The sequence below is a fragment of the Terrabacter sp. P2_E3 genome, from assembly GCF_056403915.1.
Genome location: NZ_JBFUEN010000005.1, coordinates 233,597 through 248,710 on the forward strand (window position 1 = coordinate 233,597; position 15,114 = coordinate 248,710).

14 protein-coding genes are annotated in these 15,114 nt (G+C 71.1%); 9 read left to right on the plus strand and 5 right to left on the minus strand.

Going from position 1 to position 15,114, the window contains the following annotated elements:
- Nucleotides 1–120 precede the first annotated feature (120 nt).
- From AC1DW8_RS08875 to AC1DW8_RS08885, 3 genes are all read left to right on the plus strand, one after another.
- Complete coding sequence (locus AC1DW8_RS08875; RefSeq protein WP_478093372.1) at nucleotides 121–1,542, plus strand: esterase/lipase family protein; 1,422 nt, start codon at nucleotides 121–123, stop codon at nucleotides 1,540–1,542.
- 111 nt (nucleotides 1,543–1,653) lie between these two features.
- On the plus strand, nucleotides 1,654–3,099 hold the full coding sequence (locus AC1DW8_RS08880) for an HNH endonuclease signature motif containing protein (RefSeq protein ID WP_478093374.1): 1,446 nt from the start codon (nucleotides 1,654–1,656) through the stop codon (nucleotides 3,097–3,099).
- A 296-nt stretch (nucleotides 3,100–3,395) separates the two neighbouring features.
- The gene (locus tag AC1DW8_RS08885; RefSeq protein ID WP_082622724.1) at nucleotides 3,396–3,806 is read left to right on the plus strand and encodes a VOC family protein; all 411 of its coding nucleotides are present in this window, start codon (nucleotides 3,396–3,398) and stop codon (nucleotides 3,804–3,806) included.
- Nucleotides 3,807–3,822: 16 nt separating this feature from the next.
- Here the strand turns inward: AC1DW8_RS08885 and AC1DW8_RS08890 are convergent, their stop codons facing one another.
- The 5 genes from AC1DW8_RS08890 to AC1DW8_RS08910 form a co-directional block, all read right to left on the minus strand.
- Nucleotides 3,823–5,421, minus strand: a complete 1,599-nt coding sequence (locus AC1DW8_RS08890; protein ID WP_056779107.1) for an MFS transporter — start codon at nucleotides 5,419–5,421, stop codon at nucleotides 3,823–3,825.
- 58 nt (nucleotides 5,422–5,479) lie between these two features.
- Complete coding sequence (locus AC1DW8_RS08895; RefSeq protein WP_478093377.1) at nucleotides 5,480–6,277, minus strand: arylamine N-acetyltransferase family protein; 798 nt, start codon at nucleotides 6,275–6,277, stop codon at nucleotides 5,480–5,482.
- A gap of 33 nt (nucleotides 6,278–6,310) precedes the next feature.
- On the minus strand, nucleotides 6,311–7,333 hold the full coding sequence (locus AC1DW8_RS08900) for a Y-family DNA polymerase (protein ID WP_478093379.1): 1,023 nt from the start codon (nucleotides 7,331–7,333) through the stop codon (nucleotides 6,311–6,313).
- Nucleotides 7,334–7,462: 129 nt separating this feature from the next.
- Nucleotides 7,463–8,470 carry a patatin-like phospholipase family protein gene (locus AC1DW8_RS08905; RefSeq protein WP_478093431.1) on the minus strand — a complete coding sequence of 336 codons (1,008 nt, stop codon included), beginning with the start codon at nucleotides 8,468–8,470 and terminating at the stop codon, nucleotides 7,463–7,465.
- Nucleotides 8,471–8,524: 54 nt separating this feature from the next.
- Nucleotides 8,525–9,445: a sigma-70 family RNA polymerase sigma factor gene (locus tag AC1DW8_RS08910; protein ID WP_478093380.1), complete on the minus strand. Its 921-nt coding sequence runs from the start codon at nucleotides 9,443–9,445 to the stop codon at nucleotides 8,525–8,527.
- Between the two features lie 111 nt (nucleotides 9,446–9,556).
- Here AC1DW8_RS08910 and AC1DW8_RS08915 point away from each other — a divergent pair, with 111 nt between their 5' ends.
- The 6 genes from AC1DW8_RS08915 to AC1DW8_RS08940 all read left to right on the plus strand — a co-directional run bounded on the left by AC1DW8_RS08915 (nucleotide 9,557) and on the right by AC1DW8_RS08940 (nucleotide 15,088).
- Complete coding sequence (locus AC1DW8_RS08915; RefSeq protein WP_056779090.1) at nucleotides 9,557–9,895, plus strand: VOC family protein; 339 nt, start codon at nucleotides 9,557–9,559, stop codon at nucleotides 9,893–9,895.
- Complete coding sequence (locus tag AC1DW8_RS08920; RefSeq protein WP_478093383.1) at nucleotides 9,892–10,422, plus strand: pyridoxamine 5'-phosphate oxidase family protein; 531 nt, start codon at nucleotides 9,892–9,894, stop codon at nucleotides 10,420–10,422. The genes AC1DW8_RS08915 and AC1DW8_RS08920 overlap by 4 nt, the downstream gene beginning before the upstream one ends.
- A 314-nt stretch (nucleotides 10,423–10,736) precedes the next feature.
- Nucleotides 10,737–11,768, plus strand: coding sequence for a LacI family DNA-binding transcriptional regulator (locus AC1DW8_RS08925; RefSeq protein ID WP_478093385.1), 1,032 nt, complete (start codon nucleotides 10,737–10,739; stop codon nucleotides 11,766–11,768).
- A gap of 102 nt (nucleotides 11,769–11,870) precedes the next feature.
- Nucleotides 11,871–13,157 (plus strand): sugar ABC transporter substrate-binding protein, encoded by a 1,287-nt coding sequence (locus tag AC1DW8_RS08930; RefSeq protein ID WP_056822963.1) that lies wholly within the window; start codon nucleotides 11,871–11,873, stop codon nucleotides 13,155–13,157.
- Between the two features lie 4 nt (nucleotides 13,158–13,161).
- On the plus strand, nucleotides 13,162–14,172 hold the full coding sequence (locus AC1DW8_RS08935; RefSeq protein ID WP_056779080.1) for a carbohydrate ABC transporter permease: 1,011 nt from the start codon (nucleotides 13,162–13,164) through the stop codon (nucleotides 14,170–14,172).
- 1 nt (nucleotide 14,173) lies between these two features.
- Nucleotides 14,174–15,088, plus strand: coding sequence for a carbohydrate ABC transporter permease (locus AC1DW8_RS08940; RefSeq protein WP_082622672.1), 915 nt, complete (start codon nucleotides 14,174–14,176; stop codon nucleotides 15,086–15,088).
- The last annotated feature ends 26 nt before the right edge of the window (nucleotides 15,089–15,114 follow it).

Below are 15,114 nucleotides of genomic sequence, written 5' to 3' on the forward strand. Positions count from 1 at the left end.
GTTTCGCGTATCAGCGGGCCCTGCTGGTGCCACCGTTGCTTGGTCGGGAGTGTCCGACGCAGTTCATCGACGCAGTTCACCGGCGCAGTTCATCGACGCAGGATTGGGTGGTGGGTCCGCATGACGAGCAACGACCTGGTCGTGGTGCTTCCGGGGATCACCGGCAGCACGCTCGGGGTCCGGGGTGACGACGGCTCACCGGCGAGCGAGAACCTCATCTGGGCCCCGAGCGCCGGCGCCGTCTGGAAGCTGCTGACCGGCGGCCAGTCGATCCTCAAGAAGGTCCTGCCCGAGGGGATCGGCGACGACCACCCGGGCGACGGTGTCGAACCGGTCGCGCTCATGCCCGACGTCCACGTCCTGCCGGGCATCTGGACGCCGATCCGCGGCTACGACGTGCTCGTCAGCGCCCTCGAGAAGCAGGGCTACCAGCGGGGCGCCGGCGGCAAGCCGGCCACGCTCATCACGTACGCGTACGACTGGCGCCTCTCCAACCGCTACAACGGCGCTCGCCTGAAGACCGTCGTCGAGCCGGCGCTCGAGCAGCTGCGGGCGCAGGGCGGGGCGTATGCCGACGCGAAGGTCGTCTTCGTCTGCCACTCCATGGGTGGCCTCGTCGCCCGCTGGTACATCGAGAAGTGCGGCGGCGCCGAGGTGACGCGCAAGCTCATCACCCTCGGCACGCCGTGGCGCGGGGCGACCGACGCGCTGACCCAGCTCGTCAACGGCGTCAAGAAGGGCATCGGCCCGCTGTCGATCGACCTCACGGACTTCTCGCGCAGCATGCCCTCGCTCTTCCAGCTGCTGCCGGAGTTCGCATGCATCGGCAACGGCGGGGGCTACGCCAAGACGACCGAGGTGTCGGTGCCCAACGTCAGCACCACGATGGTCGCCGACGCGATGGCCTTCCACACCGACCTCCAGGCCGCCGAGGCGGCCCGGCCGGACAGCCGGACCTCCGCCCACATGATCGTCGGCATCCGGCAGCCCACCGCGACCACGGTCCAGCTCTCGGGCGGCACGGCCACGGCCTACCAGGACTTCGGCACCGACAACGACTTCGGCGACGGCACGGTGCCGCTGACCGGGGCCGTCGGTCTCGGCGAGGCCCTCGACACGAACCTGGCGGTCCGCGTGCCCGACCAGCACACCAACCTCCAGTGCAACCAGCTCGCCCTCGACCAGGTGCAGGAGATCCTCAGCGCGAAGCCGCTCCGCCGCCGCGAGATCACCGACACGAACGTCCGCGCCGTCGTGCCTGACCTCGTCACGCAGGGTCAGGCCCTCAAGGTGGCCTTCGACCTCGAGTCGGACGACCCGGGCGCCGACCCGCCGCGCAAGGCCGTGACCATCACGGTCAGCGGCGCGAAGGGCAAGGTGCTCGCGACTGCCGAGCCGACCCTACGGAAGGGGCACGGCGTCGCAACCTTCGACGACCTTCCCCCAGGCACGCACACCGTGACCGTCACCGGCTCCGGTCCCACCTCGACGGTGCGCCCCGTCACCTCGACGACCCTCGTCTGGCCGAAGTCCACCGGCTGAGGGTGCGGAGCCCGGTGGTGCCGGCGGATTCGCGCGGACGGGATCGTCGAGGGCCTCTGGGCCTGTGGACAGTCGGCGAGCACTGTCGGCAGTCGAACATATGATCGAACCATGACCGCATCGACCATAGAGCGCCCCGGGGGTGGCGCGCGCCACGCCGGTGTCGCTCATGCCGAGCGGCCGGCGCGTCCGGTGGGCGAGCGGGAGGCCGCTGTCGCAGAGGTGATCGGGCTGACCGACCTCCCGGGGCTCGCGGCACGACTGGCGGCCATGGCTGCGGAGCTCCGGCTGGTCGCCCGCAGCACGCCGCTGTGGGCCATGGCCGAGACGGGACTCGGGGACGCGATCGAGCAGGCTCAGGCCGTGCGCGAGATGGCGCACAACCTGTCCGCAGTGCTGGCCGCCGAGGTGAGCGCGCGAGGGCTGCCTGACAGATCCGGGCTCTCCCGCAACGACTGGGTCGCGGGTCACGCTCCCGGCTTGGCCGCAGGGGCGTCGGCCGCTCTGACCGCCGTGGGCGCGGCCATGAACGAGCCACGGTGGGCTGCACTGTCAGGAGGAGTGCGCGACGGCTCGATCTCGGTCGACAAGGCTGCGGTCATCGTGCGCTTGCGCGACGACGTCATCCGGTGTGCTGATGTCGCCCAGGTGGACAGTGTGGTCAACGCGATGGTCGAGGGCGCGTCGGCGCTCGGCATCAAGGACCTGAGGCGTCTGGCATCGCACGCCCGGGCGGGCCTTCGACCACCGGCGGTGGTCGAGGACGATGATCAGCGCCTCCGTGCAGCCCGGTCGCTGAAGAAGATCGGCCGGTGCGCCGGGATGACGGAGTACCTCTGGAGACTCGATCCCGAGGGTTCGGCGATCGTCGACGCAGCGATCGACGCCTTGGCGCGGCCGCGCCCTGATCTGGACTGGAGTCGTTGGCCCACAGTGCCCGGCAGCGGCGCGTCTGCCGCCGGAGCCGGCGACGACGACGGCGACGGCGACGGCGACGGCGCGAGAGTCCAGCGCGGGTCCGTCGATCCCCGGTCGGCGGCGACGCGCCGTGCCGACGCCCTGCTCGAGCTGATCGGACGCGCCGTCGCGGCGCCCCTAGGCGTCACCAGAACGCCGAGGACGAAGCTCGTGGTCACGATGTCGCTGGAGGCGTTGCTCGACCGCCTGCGCGGTGCCGGGCTGGCCGACAACGACGAGGTCCTGTCCGCAGCGACGGTGCGCCGGCTGGCCTGCGAGGCCGAGGTCATCCCGATGGTGCTGGGCGGTCCGTCCCAGTCGCTCGACATCGGCCGCGAGGATCGCTACTTCACTCCCGCCCAGAGACTGGCGCTGGCGCAGCGTGACCACGGCTGCAGCTACCCGGGGTGCTCCGTACCTCCGCAGTGGTGCGAGGCGCACCACGTGGTGCACTGGCTTCATGGCGGAACGACCGACCTGTCCAACGGTGCCCTCCTCTGTGGGAGGCACCACACGATCGTCCACCAGCTCGGGGTGACGGCGATCGTCACGCCGAGCAACGTCATCTGGCAGCCACCGCGCGAGCATCGACGGCCCTGACCCGGCACGGGCCGGGGCGCGTGCACCACATGGTCCCGGGTCCATTCCGGTGGCGATGATCCCTGCTCGGCGGGACCAGGTGGCGAGCGAAGGCTGGGGCGATGTCCAGGTGCGGCCGGCCTCCGGCGCACGGACGCTCTCCGACCCCGCGATGTCGTGCGCCGCCACGCGCGGGGTGCCGCCGGTCGGGCCCTGGACCATCCCGTTCTGTCGCTCCCGTTCTGTCGCTCCAGTTCTGTCGACCCCCGCTCCGTCGGTCTGACGCACTGTCGTCAGGCGGTGGTTGGGTGGTGGGCATGACTTCAGAGAAGAGCACTGGATCGACGATCGGCTGGGACTGCGTCGCGCTCGACTGCGCGGACGCGGCAGGGGTGGCGCAGTTCTACGCCGACCTCCTGGGCGGCCGAGTGGAGGCCGACCCCGAGGGCGACTGGTTCAACGTGCTGTGGGACGGCCCGCGCATCGCGACCCAGCTCGCACCCGGGCACGAGTCTCCTGACTGGCCCCGCGGCCAGCAGCAGGCGCACCTCGACTTCGTCGTCGCCGACATCGCCGCCGCCCACGAGCGGGTGCTCGCCCTCGGCGGCACGGCACTCGATCCTGTCGAGCCGCCGCAGCCGGCGCCGGACCGCGGGTTCCGCGTCTACGCCGACCCGGCCGGCCACCCGTTCTGCCTCTGCCGTCCGACCCCGGACGCCTGGGCCTGAGGCGGGCCCGCGACCGTCAGCCGAAGTCGAGCCCGTCGAGTGACGTCGACGGCTTCTGGTCCGGCAGCCGCAGCATGCGGAACGAGTTGCCCAGACCCAGCAGGCCGGCGAGGAGAGGGACCAGCAGGGCGATCTGGAGAGAGCGGTTGCGGGCTTCGTCGTTGATGGCCAGCACCTCGGCCTCGACCTCGGCCGGCTGGCCAGAGATCTGCTGCTCCAGCTGGGTGTTGCTCATGATCTCGGCGTCGTGCTCGAGGGCCTGGGCGATCTGCTGCTGCTGCGCGGCCGGGATGACGGAGCTGTTCTGCGCCAGCTGGGTGAAGCCGACCGACAGCGCAGCGAGCATGAGGCCGCCCGCCATCGCGAGACCGAAGGAGAGCCCGAAGGACCCGGCCGCGGAGTTGACGCCGGCGGCCTCGCTGACGCGCTCCTCCTCCACGGGGGCGAGGGTGTAGTTGTTCAGCTGCGAGACCAGGAGGCCGAGGCCGCAACCGGTGATCGCGAGCGGGACCACGAAGTACCACGCGCTGTCGGCGCGGGGGACGAGCGGGAGGATGATCGCGACACCCAGACTCGTGAGGACGAAGCCGGTGCGGATGATCGAGGCCGGTCGCCGGTCACCGGCCTTGCGTCCGGCCAGCAGCGCTGCCCCGAACATCGTCAGCGACAGCGGTGCCAGCGACAGGCCGGACTGGAGGGCGTTGTACTCCAGCGTCATCTGGAAGTAGAGCGGAAGGGCGATCATCGCGCCGCCCAGGGTGACCTGCTGCAGCAGCTGGCCCGTGACACCGGCCGTGAAGTTCGGGTGCCGGAACAGGTCCGGGTCGAGCAGGGTGACCTGCCCGGCGCGCTTGCGCCGGCGGAGCCACCGGGCCAAGAGCACGAGCGCGGTCGCCCCGACGACGAGGAGCAGGCCGACGTACTGACCGCCCTCCTGCCAGACGAGGATGCCCAGCACCACCCCGCCCATGCCGAGGGCGGACAGGATCGCGCCGACCACGTCGATCTGGCGCGAACCGGTGTACTCGACGTCCCGGACCAGCCGGATCTGGCTCAGCACGACGACGATGATGAGGACCTCGAGGGCAAAACCGACCCGCCACGACAGGTACGTCGTGACGAACCCGCCGAGCAGTGGGCCGATCGCGGCGGCGATGGCGGCCGAGGCCCCGACGAGCGCGTAGGCCTGCTTCTGGGCTGCCCCGGCGAAGTTGCCGTGGATCAGTGACTGCATCGCCGGCAGGAGCAACGAGGCTCCCAGGCCCCCGATGATCGCCCAGAAGATGATGATCGCCGTGAGGCTCTGGGCGAGCGTCATCGCGAGCGCCCCGATGGCGTATCCGAGCAGGCCGAGGACGTAGGCCCGCTTGCGGCCGATGAGGTCGCCGACCTTGCTGTTGATGAGGATGAACGCGGCCGAGACGAGCGCCTCGAGCGCGATGGCCGACTGCACCCCGCTGGCCGTCGTGTCGAGGTCGGTGATGACCGCCGAGATCGACACGTTCATCAAGGAGGTGTCGACCACGAGGACGAACATCGCCATGGCCAGCAGGAGCATCAGGCGGCGGCTCCCCGGCACATCGGGATCCGAACCTTGGGCGGGGTTCTGCGTCATGTCACCCTCTCGGCCACCGAATGGGTCGCAGTCTAGCGAGGTCGAGGGGGTGCGTCAGTCAGTCGAGGAGGATGAGGAAGTGGGCGACGAGGGCGGCGCGCACGGCGTCCTCGTCGGCGAGCTCGGTCTCCTCGCGTCGGCCCTGTGTCGTCGTGATGAGCCGGTCGCCGCTCAGGGTGACCCGGCCCGTCGGCGTCAGCAGCGACGCGAGCCGCGACCGCGTGAAGTGGCTGTCGGGCGAGGTCTGCTGCCACTCGTTGCGCGCCGCGAAGTCGGTCAGCGGGTGGGGCGCCGTCGAGAAGACGAAGCAGTCGCGCCAGTCCTCGCCGTCGCGGCGCTCGCGGGAGACCCACGTGTCGTCGCGCCGCACGAGTCCTACCAGGTGTCCGCGTTCGCGTCGCTCGAAGCCGTCGCGTAACGGCAGCGGCTCGATGAACCCCTCGCCGAACCCGACGTCCGCGAGCACGGGCTCCTCGAGCCGGCCGCCCGACACGACGAGCGCGACGTGGTCGAAGTCGTCGGTGAGCCCACCGGCGGCGGTGGTCACGCGCGCGGAGACGAGGTCGACGGCATACCCGAGGCTGCGCAGCAGCAGGGCGAAGAGACCGTTGAGCTCGTAGCAGTAACCGCCGCGCCGGGCGCCGACGACCTTGGCCAGCAGCGACGCGCGGTCGAGGCGGATCGGCCGGCCGAGCGAGATGTCGAGGCTCTCGAACGGCACGGCCAGCAGGTGCGCCCGGTGGAGCGACGCGAGCGCCGCCAGGGTGGGGGACTCGGAAGCGGCCGCGCCGATGCGCCGGAGGTATGCCGTCGCCTCGGTCGTCGTCAGCGCGTCGGTCGTCGTCGGTGAGGTCACCCGGTCATCCTGCGACCTCGAGCCACCTTGAGGTCAAGCCGGCGCCGGAAGTGGCAGCGTCACGCCGACCATCGTCACGCCGCGCCCGTCACACTCGTAGGCCGTGCGCTCGAGCAGGTCTCCCGCCGCGGACCGCAGGACGGTCGGGTCGAGCGACGGGGCGGCGAGCGGGCCGCGCTCGAGCACCTGGGTGCCGTCGTCGTAGCGGACGAGGACCTCGAGGCGGCGGGGGAGACGCGGCGGCCCGTCGAGCGAGAGCACCCGCGCGACGGCACGCTCGACGCAGCCGTCGAGCACCGCGACGACCTTGGACCTGGTCCGCGTCGCGGGCAGTGACCGGCTCGCGCTGACCGACCTGCGCGGCCCGGGCAGGCGGATCGTCGCGTCGTCGGTGCCACGCGCGATGGAGACGAGACGCCGGGCCATCGCCGTGGTGACGAGGCGCTTGAGGTCGTCCTCGTCGAGGGCGTGGAGGTCGGCGACGACGAACAGCCCTGCGGCGTGGAGCTTTCCGTAGGTCGTCGGACCGACACCCCAGAGCTCGTCGAGGCGCAGACGAGGCCGGACGCGCGCCTCGAGCTCGGCGTCGACGACGACGAGGCCGTCGGGCTTGGCGCGGCGGCTCGCGAGCTTGGCCATGAGCTTGGTGCGCCCGACGCCGACCGAGACCGGGAGCCCGACCTCGGCGCGGGCGGCCGCGCGCAGGGCCACCGCCATCCCGCGCGGATCGCCGCGGTCGCGTCCGGTGACGTCGAGGAAGGCCTCCTCGACCGATCCGGGCTCGACGAGGGGCGTGAAGCGGCGGAACACCTCGAACAGCCGGACGGACGCCTCCTCGTAGGCCTCCGCGCGGTAGCCGGTGACGAGCACCTGCGGCCAACGGCGCTGGACCTGCCGCAGCGGCATACCGGCGTGGATGCCGAGCGCACGTGCCTCGTAGGACGGGCACGCGACGACCTCGTGGGCCACGACCATCGGCCGCCCGCGCAGCGCCGGGTCGTCGCGCTGCTCGACGGAGGCGAAGAACGCGTCGGCGTCGGCGTGCAGGATCACCACCGGCCCAGTCTCCGCCCGGCCACCGACAGGCCGACGGATGGCGTGCGTGATGGTGCTGCGCTCGGTGGGGTGATCACCCCACCAGATGCCGCACCATCCGCGACACGACCCGCCGGGTCATGACGAGGCTCAGTAGCCGGCGTGGTCGAGCGCCTCGGTCGTCAGCTGCCGACCGAGCTCGATCATCTCCGCGGCCCGGTGGAAGTCGAGGGTCCGCACGGCGTTGGACGGCACGGTGACGAGCACGTCCGGCGGGTTGCTGGCCATCCGATAGCGCGAGATGAGGGCGCTCATCGTCTCGAACGACATGTTGAGCAGGTCGACGAGCCCGACGTCGGCCGACCGGACGACGAGCGCATCGGTCGGCGTCTGCGCCAGCCGGTCGACGGCCTCCGGCGGAATCGGCTGGTCGTGCTCGACGTCGTGGTCGTGGTCGTGGTCGCGGGCGTGCCCGCCGAAGCGGCTCGTGATGGCGCGGACCCGATCGGACTCGAGCACCTCGGCGGCACTGCGCCGAAGCCGGGTCGTCCACTCCTCGCGCGACACGGGCTCCGACGACTCCTTGACGGGGGTCGTCGGTCCGCCGGTGGCCCGCATGCCCGACAGGGAGACGGCGATCGTGAGGTCCGCCGAGGTCGCCGCGGTCGGCTCGATGGGGATCGGGTTGATGAGACCCCCGTCGACGAGGACGCGGCCGTTGATGACGGCGGGGGTGATGACGCCGGGGATCGCGATGGAGGCGCGGATCGCGTGCTCGACCGGCCCGCGCTGGAACCACACCTCGCGGCGCGCGTTGATGTCGGTCGCGACGGCCGTGTAGGGGATCGGCAGGCTCTCGATCGTCGCGCCGTCGAGGATCTCCCCGACCTTCGCGATGATCCGCTCGGCCCGGATCGCGCCGTTCGGCGAGGTGATGCTGAGGTCGAGCAGCCGCCACACCTCGCGCTGGGTCAGGCTCCGGGCCCAATCGGTGTACGCGTCGAGCCTCCCTGCGGCCGCCACCCCGCCGACGAGCGCGCCCATCGACGTGCCCGCGATCGTCACGATCTCGAAGCCGCGCTCGGCGAGCACCTCGAGCGCGCCGATGTGGGCGTAGCCGCGCGCCCCGCCCGACCCGAGCACGACCGCTGCACGCATCCCCTCAGCCACGTCCTCGACGATAGTCCGCCTCCCGGACGGCTCGCGCGCCGGTCAGGACGTCAGGAACCAGATCTCCATCGCGTCGAGCCGCGCACGGTCGGCGACCATCTCGATGCCGGTGACGAGGTCGCGGTCGTCCACCGTGAAGCGGAAGGCCACCTTGGCCTCGCCCCGCAGCGTCCACACGGCGCCGATGCCGCCGTCGAAGGCGGCCAGCCGTGCCGACCTGGCGCCGCCGTTGAACCGCTGGGCCACGGCCTCGGGCCCGCGGAGCACGTCGGGCGAGCCCATCGCGACCGCTGCCTCGTCGGCGCTCAGCACGACGTCGGGGTCGAGCATCTCGAGCAGGGCGGAGAAGTCGCCGCCCCGTGCGGCGGCGAGGAAGGCGGTGACGACCTCGCGCTGCCGGGTGTGGGCCGGCCCGGACTCGTCCAGGTCGGCGGCGCGCACCCGGCGACGGGCGCGGCTCGCGAGCTGGCGGGTCGCGGCGGGGGAGCGGTCGAGGATGTCGGCGATCTGCTCGAACGGCATCCCGAAGAGGTCGTGGAGCACGAAGGCGAGCCGCTCGGCCGGGGCGAGGGTGTCGAGGACGACGAGCAGGGCCAGGCCGATGCTGTCGGCGAGCTCGACCTCGCTCGCCGGATCGGGGGCGGGGCGCGTCGGTTGGGTCGGCGCGGTGCGCACGTCACCACCCGCGACGAGCTCGGCGAGCCCGGTGTCCCAGCTGTCCTCGCGGCGCGAGCTGCGCGACCGCAGCATGTCGAGGCTGATCCGCCCGACGACGGTCGTCAGCCAGCCCGCGAGGTTGGTGACCTCGGTCGTGTCGCTGCGGCTGAGGCGCAGCCACGCCTCCTGCACAGCGTCGTCGGCGTCCGCGGCGGACCCGAGCACGCGGTAGGCCACGGCCCGCAGCCGTGGCCGCTGCTGCTCGAAGTCGCGGGCGAGCCACTGCTCGCGGGTCTCGTCGTCCATCTCGTCACATCCTCCGGTCGTGATCCGTCATAGCACTGACGAGCCGGCGCCACCGGATGTGACACCACCACCGCTCGGCAACCCACCGCGATCACTCACCAGGAGTCCAAGATGTCCGCCGTGAACACCCTCATCTACCCCGTCGCCGACCTCGCCGCCGCGAAGCAGGTCTTCACGACCCTTCTCGGCACCGAGCCACACACCGACGAGTCCTACTACGTCGGCTACTCCGTCGACGGCCAGGAGATCGCCCTCGACCCGAACGGGCACCGCAAGGGCCTGACCGGCGCGACGCCCTACTGGTCGGTCGACGACCTCGAGGCGACCGTCGCCGCGCTCACCGCGGCCGGCGCGACCGTCAGCCAGCAGCCGACCGCCGTCGGAGGCGGGCGCACCGTGGCCGTGCTCCTCGATGCCGACGGCAACATGATCGGCGTGATGCAGGGATGACGGCCGACGACGTCACCGACAGCACCGAGGGCGTATGCCGTCCGCCCGCCGAGGTGCCCGCGTCCCCTCCGCCGCCGCGACCGACCGCACAGCGGGTCCGGGACACCCGAGAGCTGCTGGGCCGGGAGATCGACTGCTGGGTCGCGACGACCGATCCCGCCACCGGCGCACCGCACCTCGTGCCCCTGTCGTTCGACTGGGACGGGCGCGCGATGCTGCTCTCGACGGGTGAGCGCAGCGTCGCGGGACGCGGTCTGGCGTCCGGCGCAGGGGTGCGGATCGGGCTCGGCGCGACGCGTGACGTCGTCATGGTCGACGGGTCCGTCGAGGTGGTCCCGACCACCGCGCTCGAGCCAGCGGAGGCCGACCGTTTCGCCCAGCGGACCGGATTCGACCCTCGGGAGACCTCGGGTTCGTACCTCTTCTTCCGGGTCGTCCCGAGCCGCATCCAGGCCTGGCGCGAGGAGAACGAGCTGCGCGGCCGCGACATGATGCTCGACGGGCGGTGGATCACGTCCGACGAGTGACCGAGCATATCGAGTTCGCCTGTGCCACAGTCGAACCCGCTCCATCCACAAGGTGACGGGGCGACTGCTCCGACGGGGCGTGACGGCATACGCGATCGGCGTCGGCGACGTCCTGTGACGAGGGGCCGGGAGGGGTGTCGTCGACGCCCGCCCGGCCCCTCAGGGCTGTCCGCAGCGAGGGGCGGGTCTTGCGCCCCCGCGCTGACCTGTGCAGTATGGAGGTGCAGATGTAAGCGCTTACAGGGCCGGGGATACCCGGTCAGGGGCCTGGTCGCGACACATCACTCAACGACGAGACGCGAGAGGTGGGACCCATGGCGACAGCACGCAAGCACCCGGACGGCGCGGCCTCGGCGGGCGCCACCATCTACTCCGTCGCCGAGCGCGCCGGCGTCTCGATCGCCACCGTCTCCCGCGTCCTCCAGGGCGCCGGCACCGTGTCGTCGACGACGGCCCAGAAGGTCCTCGACGCCGTCGACCAGCTCAACTACGTGCCGCTCGGCGCCGCCCGCAGCCTCGCCGTGCGCCATCACGAGGCACACGGTCTCGTGCTGCCCGAGCTCACCGGTCCCTACTACTCCGAGCTGCTCATGGGCTTCGAGTCGCGGGCCGCCGAGCTCGGCCAGAGCGTCACCCTGATGCTCACCGACGGCAAGGCCGACCTCGCTCGCGCCGTGCGCCAGCTCGCCACCCGCGTCGACGCCATCGCCGTGCTCGGCTCGGCCGCCATGCCGCCCGCCGTCGCCCGGGCCCTGCACGGCCAGAAGCCCGTCGTCATCATCGCGGGCACGCCCCAGGAGGGCATCGAGAGCGTCCGCGCCGAGAACGCCCACAGCGCCGAGCAGCTCACCGAGCACGTGCTCGCCCACGGCCGCACGCGCCTCGTCTTCGTCGGTGACCCCGAGGGCGCACCCGACATCGCCGAGCGCCACGCCGGCTTCGTCGCCGCCCACCGGGCGCGCGGCCTCGAGCCCGCAGCCCCCGTCCGCGTCCCGTTCCGCGAGGGGGAGGGCGAGGCCGTCGCCGAGCGCATCCTCGCCGGCGAGATCGAGGCCGACGCCCTCGTCTGCGCCAACGACGAGCTCGCCCTCGCGATCATGAGCCACCTCCAGGACGCCGGCCGCGAGGTCCCCGGCGAGATCGCCGTCGTCGGCTGGGACGACGTCATGACGTCCCGCTACGTGCGCCCCGGCCTCACCACCGTGCGCCAGCCCGTCCACGAGCTCGGCGTCATCGCCGCCGAGCGCCTGCACCAGCGGGTCTCCGGCGCACTGCCGCGGCTCGAGCCGCAGATCCTGCCGACGGAAGTGGTCATCCGCGGGTCCTGCGGCTGCCCCACCCGCTGAGCGCGACCCGCCAGGCTCCTCCACCGCCATCCCCCTGCCCCCGTCCGTCCCTCCCCAACCCCCGACACCGATGTCGGAGACACCCGAGAAAGTGAGACACCGATGAGACGCACCACAGCCATCACGGTCGCGTGCATGACTGCCGCGGCCCTCACCGTGACCGCCTGCGGTCGCAGCGCCGAGAACGGCGGCACCACCGCCGGTCAGACAGGCGCCGCGGTCAGCACCGGCAAGGCCACCGGCACGATCACCGTCTGGGCGATGGGTGCCGAGGGGGACAACCTGCCCAAGCTGACGAAGGACTTCGAGGCCGCCAACCCCGGCGTCAAGGTGCAAGTCACGGCCATCCCGTGGGATGCCGCGCACGACAAGTTCACGGCCTCGATCGCCTCCGGCAACACGCCGGACGTCGCCATGGTCGGCACCACGTGGATGGGCGAGTTCGCGAGCAGCGACGCCATCGACCCGACGCCGGCGCAGATCGACACGTCCGCCTTCTTCGAGGGTGCGCAGAAGACCACCGAGGTCAACGGCACGTCCTACGGCATCCCCTGGTACGTCGAGACCCGCGTCCTCTTCTACCGCACCGACCTCGCCAAGAAGGCCGGCTACGACAGCGTGCCCACCGACGCGCAGGGCCTCAAGGACATGGCCAAGGCCATGCAGACCAAGGCCGGCGCGCAGTACGGCATCGGCCTCCAGGCCGGTGGCGAGGGCTCGTGGCAGACCCTCATGCCGTTCGCCTGGAGCGACGGCGCCGACCTCACGAAGGACGGCGGCAAGGCGTACAACTTCGACAGCCCCGAGATGGTCAAGGCTGCGAAGTACTACCAGTCGTACTTCACCGACGGCATCTCCAACAAGAGCGCCCCGGCGACCCCGACGACCGAGCCCGACTTCGCGAGCGGCAAGGTCCCGATGTTCATCTCCGGCCCGTGGATGATGTCCGCGGTCGAGAAGGTCGGCGGCGCCGGCTTCAAGGACAAGTACAACGTCGCCCCGATCCCCGCCGGTTCGGCCGGGTCGTCGTCGTTCGTCGGTGGCTCGAACTTCGTCGTCTTCAAGAACACGAAGAACCGCGACACCGCCTGGAAGTTCGTCCAGTGGCTCGCCGACCCCAAGGTCCAGTCGAAGTGGTACACCATCTCGACCGACCTCCCGTCGGTCAAGAGCGCCTGGCAGGACCCCGCGCTCGCCTCGGACAAGAAGCTCGCCGTCTTCGGCAAGCAGCTCGAGACCGCCAAGGCGCCGCCGTCGTTCCCGACGTGGGAGCAGGCCGTCAAGGGGCTCGACACCGAGATGGAGAAGGTCACCAAGACCGGCGAGGACCCGGCCACCGGACTCAAGACGGCCCAGCAGCAGGCCGAGTCCATCGGCACGGGAATGTGATCCGATGACCGCCCAGACCGGCACGACCGGGTCCCCCGCCGGACCCGTGACGCCACCTCCGGTCACCGCCCCGGGACGACCCACGAACGGGTCGTCCCGGGGGGCGGGCGACGGAGGCTCCCCCGGCCGGGTCGGATCGGCCCGCCGTCGGGAGGGGCGGGCGGCCTGGATCCTCGCGATCCCCTTCTGCCTGCTCTTCCTCGCCTTCACCGCCTGGCCGGTGGTCCAGTCGCTCTTCATGAGCATCACGGACACCAAGGCCCGCGACCTGCGACACCCCTTCAGCGTCAACATCGTCGGCCTCGACAACTTCACCAAGGCGTTGTCGGACCCGACCTTCCGCAAGGCCGCCGCCAACACGGCGTACTTCGTCCTCGTCGGTATGCCGCTGACGCTCGTCGTGGCGCTCGCCGCTGCGGTCGCGCTCGACAAGGGGATCACCCGTTTCCGCGCGGTCTTCCGCCTCGGCTTCTACATGCCGGTCATCACCTCGATCGTCGCGGTGGCCGTCGTGTGGCGCTTCCTCCTGCAGGACCCGGGCGGTCTCATCAACACCGCCCTCGGGTGGTTCGGCATCACCGGTCCCAACTGGCTCGGTGACCCGAACTGGTCGATGCCGGCGCTCATCATGATGGCCTCGTGGCGCAACTTCGGCACGGCGATGATCATCTTCCTCGCGGGGCTGCAGGCCGTGCCGGCCGAGCTGCACGAGGCGGCCGCCATCGACGGCGCCAACGCCTGGAAGCGGTTCCGCCACGTCACGATGCCGCTGCTGCGACCGACCCTGCTCTTCGTCATGGTCACGACGGCCATCGGCTACCTCCAGTTCTTCGAGGAGCCGTTCGTCATGACCAAGGGCGGCCCGCTCAACAGCACGATCTCGCTGTCGATGTACACCTACCAGCAGTTCGGCTTCGGCAACTACGGTCTCGCGTCGGCGATGAGCTACATCATCTTCGTCGTCATCGCGATCGTCACGGCCCTGCAGTTCCGCCTGCTCCGAGAGAGGACCTGACATGTCCGTCGACACCGCACCGCGGCCGACCGGGCCGACCGCTCCGGCCCCGGCACCGAAGGCGAAGGCGAGCAGGACCGGGTCCGGCATGGTCGGCTCGAGCCAGGGCAGCCGCTGGTGGCTCTACGTGCTGCTGACCGTCGCGCTCGTCGCCGTCATCGCACCGTTCGTCTGGATGGTGCTCGGCAGCTTCAAGGGTGAGGGCGAGCTGCGCCAGATCCCGCCGACGTGGCTGCCCGAGAGCGCCTCGCTCGACAACTACACGCAGCTGTTCAGCAAGCTGAACTTCGGACAGTTCTTCACGAACTCGATCGTCGTCGCCGTCGTCGTGACGGCCGGCAACCTCGTCTTCTGCTCGATGCTCGGCTATGCCCTGGCGATGCTCGACTTCAGGGGCAAGAAGGCGATCTTCATCGCGGTCATGGGCACGCTCATGATCCCGGGCGTCGTGACCTTCGTGCCGCTCTTCGTGCTCGTCGCGAACGCCGGACTCGTCAACACCCTGCCCGGCCTCTTCCTGCCGTTCCTCGTCAGCCCGTTCGGCGTCTTCCTCATGCGCCAGTTCATCCTCGGCCTGCCGAGGGACCTGCTCGACGCAGGGCGCGTCGACGGTGCCGGTGAGCTGCGGATCTTCTGGAAGATCATCCTGCCGCTCTGCGGTCCTGCGCTCGCGACGCTCGGCATCCTGACCTTCCTCGGCAGCTGGAACAACTTCCTGTGGCCGCTCGTCGTGGCGCAGTCCGAGGACAAGTACACCCTCCCGGTGGCCCTGGCCCTCTACTCGACCGGCCAGAACAGCACGAACTACGGGCTGCTGCTCGCCGGCGCCACCGTCGTCATCATCCCGATCCTCGTCGTCTTCCTCATCTTCCAGAAGCGCTTCATCGAGGGCATCGCCACCACCGGCCTCAAGTAGGCCTCCCACCCCGGAAACAGGAGCAC

Coding starts and splice junctions, on each gene's coding strand:
- AC1DW8_RS08905 (WP_478093431.1), bottom strand. CDS start 8,470: ATGCGTGCAGCGGTCGTGCTCGGGTCGGGCGGGGCGCGCGGCTACGCC.
- AC1DW8_RS08875 (WP_478093372.1), top strand. CDS start 121: ATGACGAGCAACGACCTGGTCGTGGTGCTTCCGGGGATCACCGGCAGC.
- AC1DW8_RS08935 (WP_056779080.1), top strand. CDS start 13,162: ATGACCGCCCAGACCGGCACGACCGGGTCCCCCGCCGGACCCGTGACG.
- AC1DW8_RS08940 (WP_082622672.1), top strand. CDS start 14,174: ATGTCCGTCGACACCGCACCGCGGCCGACCGGGCCGACCGCTCCGGCC.
- AC1DW8_RS08890 (WP_056779107.1), bottom strand. CDS start 5,421: ATGACGCAGAACCCCGCCCAAGGTTCGGATCCCGATGTGCCGGGGAGC.
- AC1DW8_RS08920 (WP_478093383.1), top strand. CDS start 9,892: ATGACGGCCGACGACGTCACCGACAGCACCGAGGGCGTATGCCGTCCG.
- AC1DW8_RS08880 (WP_478093374.1), top strand. CDS start 1,654: ATGACCGCATCGACCATAGAGCGCCCCGGGGGTGGCGCGCGCCACGCC.
- AC1DW8_RS08915 (WP_056779090.1), top strand. CDS start 9,557: ATGTCCGCCGTGAACACCCTCATCTACCCCGTCGCCGACCTCGCCGCC.
- AC1DW8_RS08910 (WP_478093380.1), bottom strand. CDS start 9,445: ATGGACGACGAGACCCGCGAGCAGTGGCTCGCCCGCGACTTCGAGCAG.
- AC1DW8_RS08930 (WP_056822963.1), top strand. CDS start 11,871: ATGAGACGCACCACAGCCATCACGGTCGCGTGCATGACTGCCGCGGCC.
- AC1DW8_RS08885 (WP_082622724.1), top strand. CDS start 3,396: ATGACTTCAGAGAAGAGCACTGGATCGACGATCGGCTGGGACTGCGTC.
- AC1DW8_RS08925 (WP_478093385.1), top strand. CDS start 10,737: ATGGCGACAGCACGCAAGCACCCGGACGGCGCGGCCTCGGCGGGCGCC.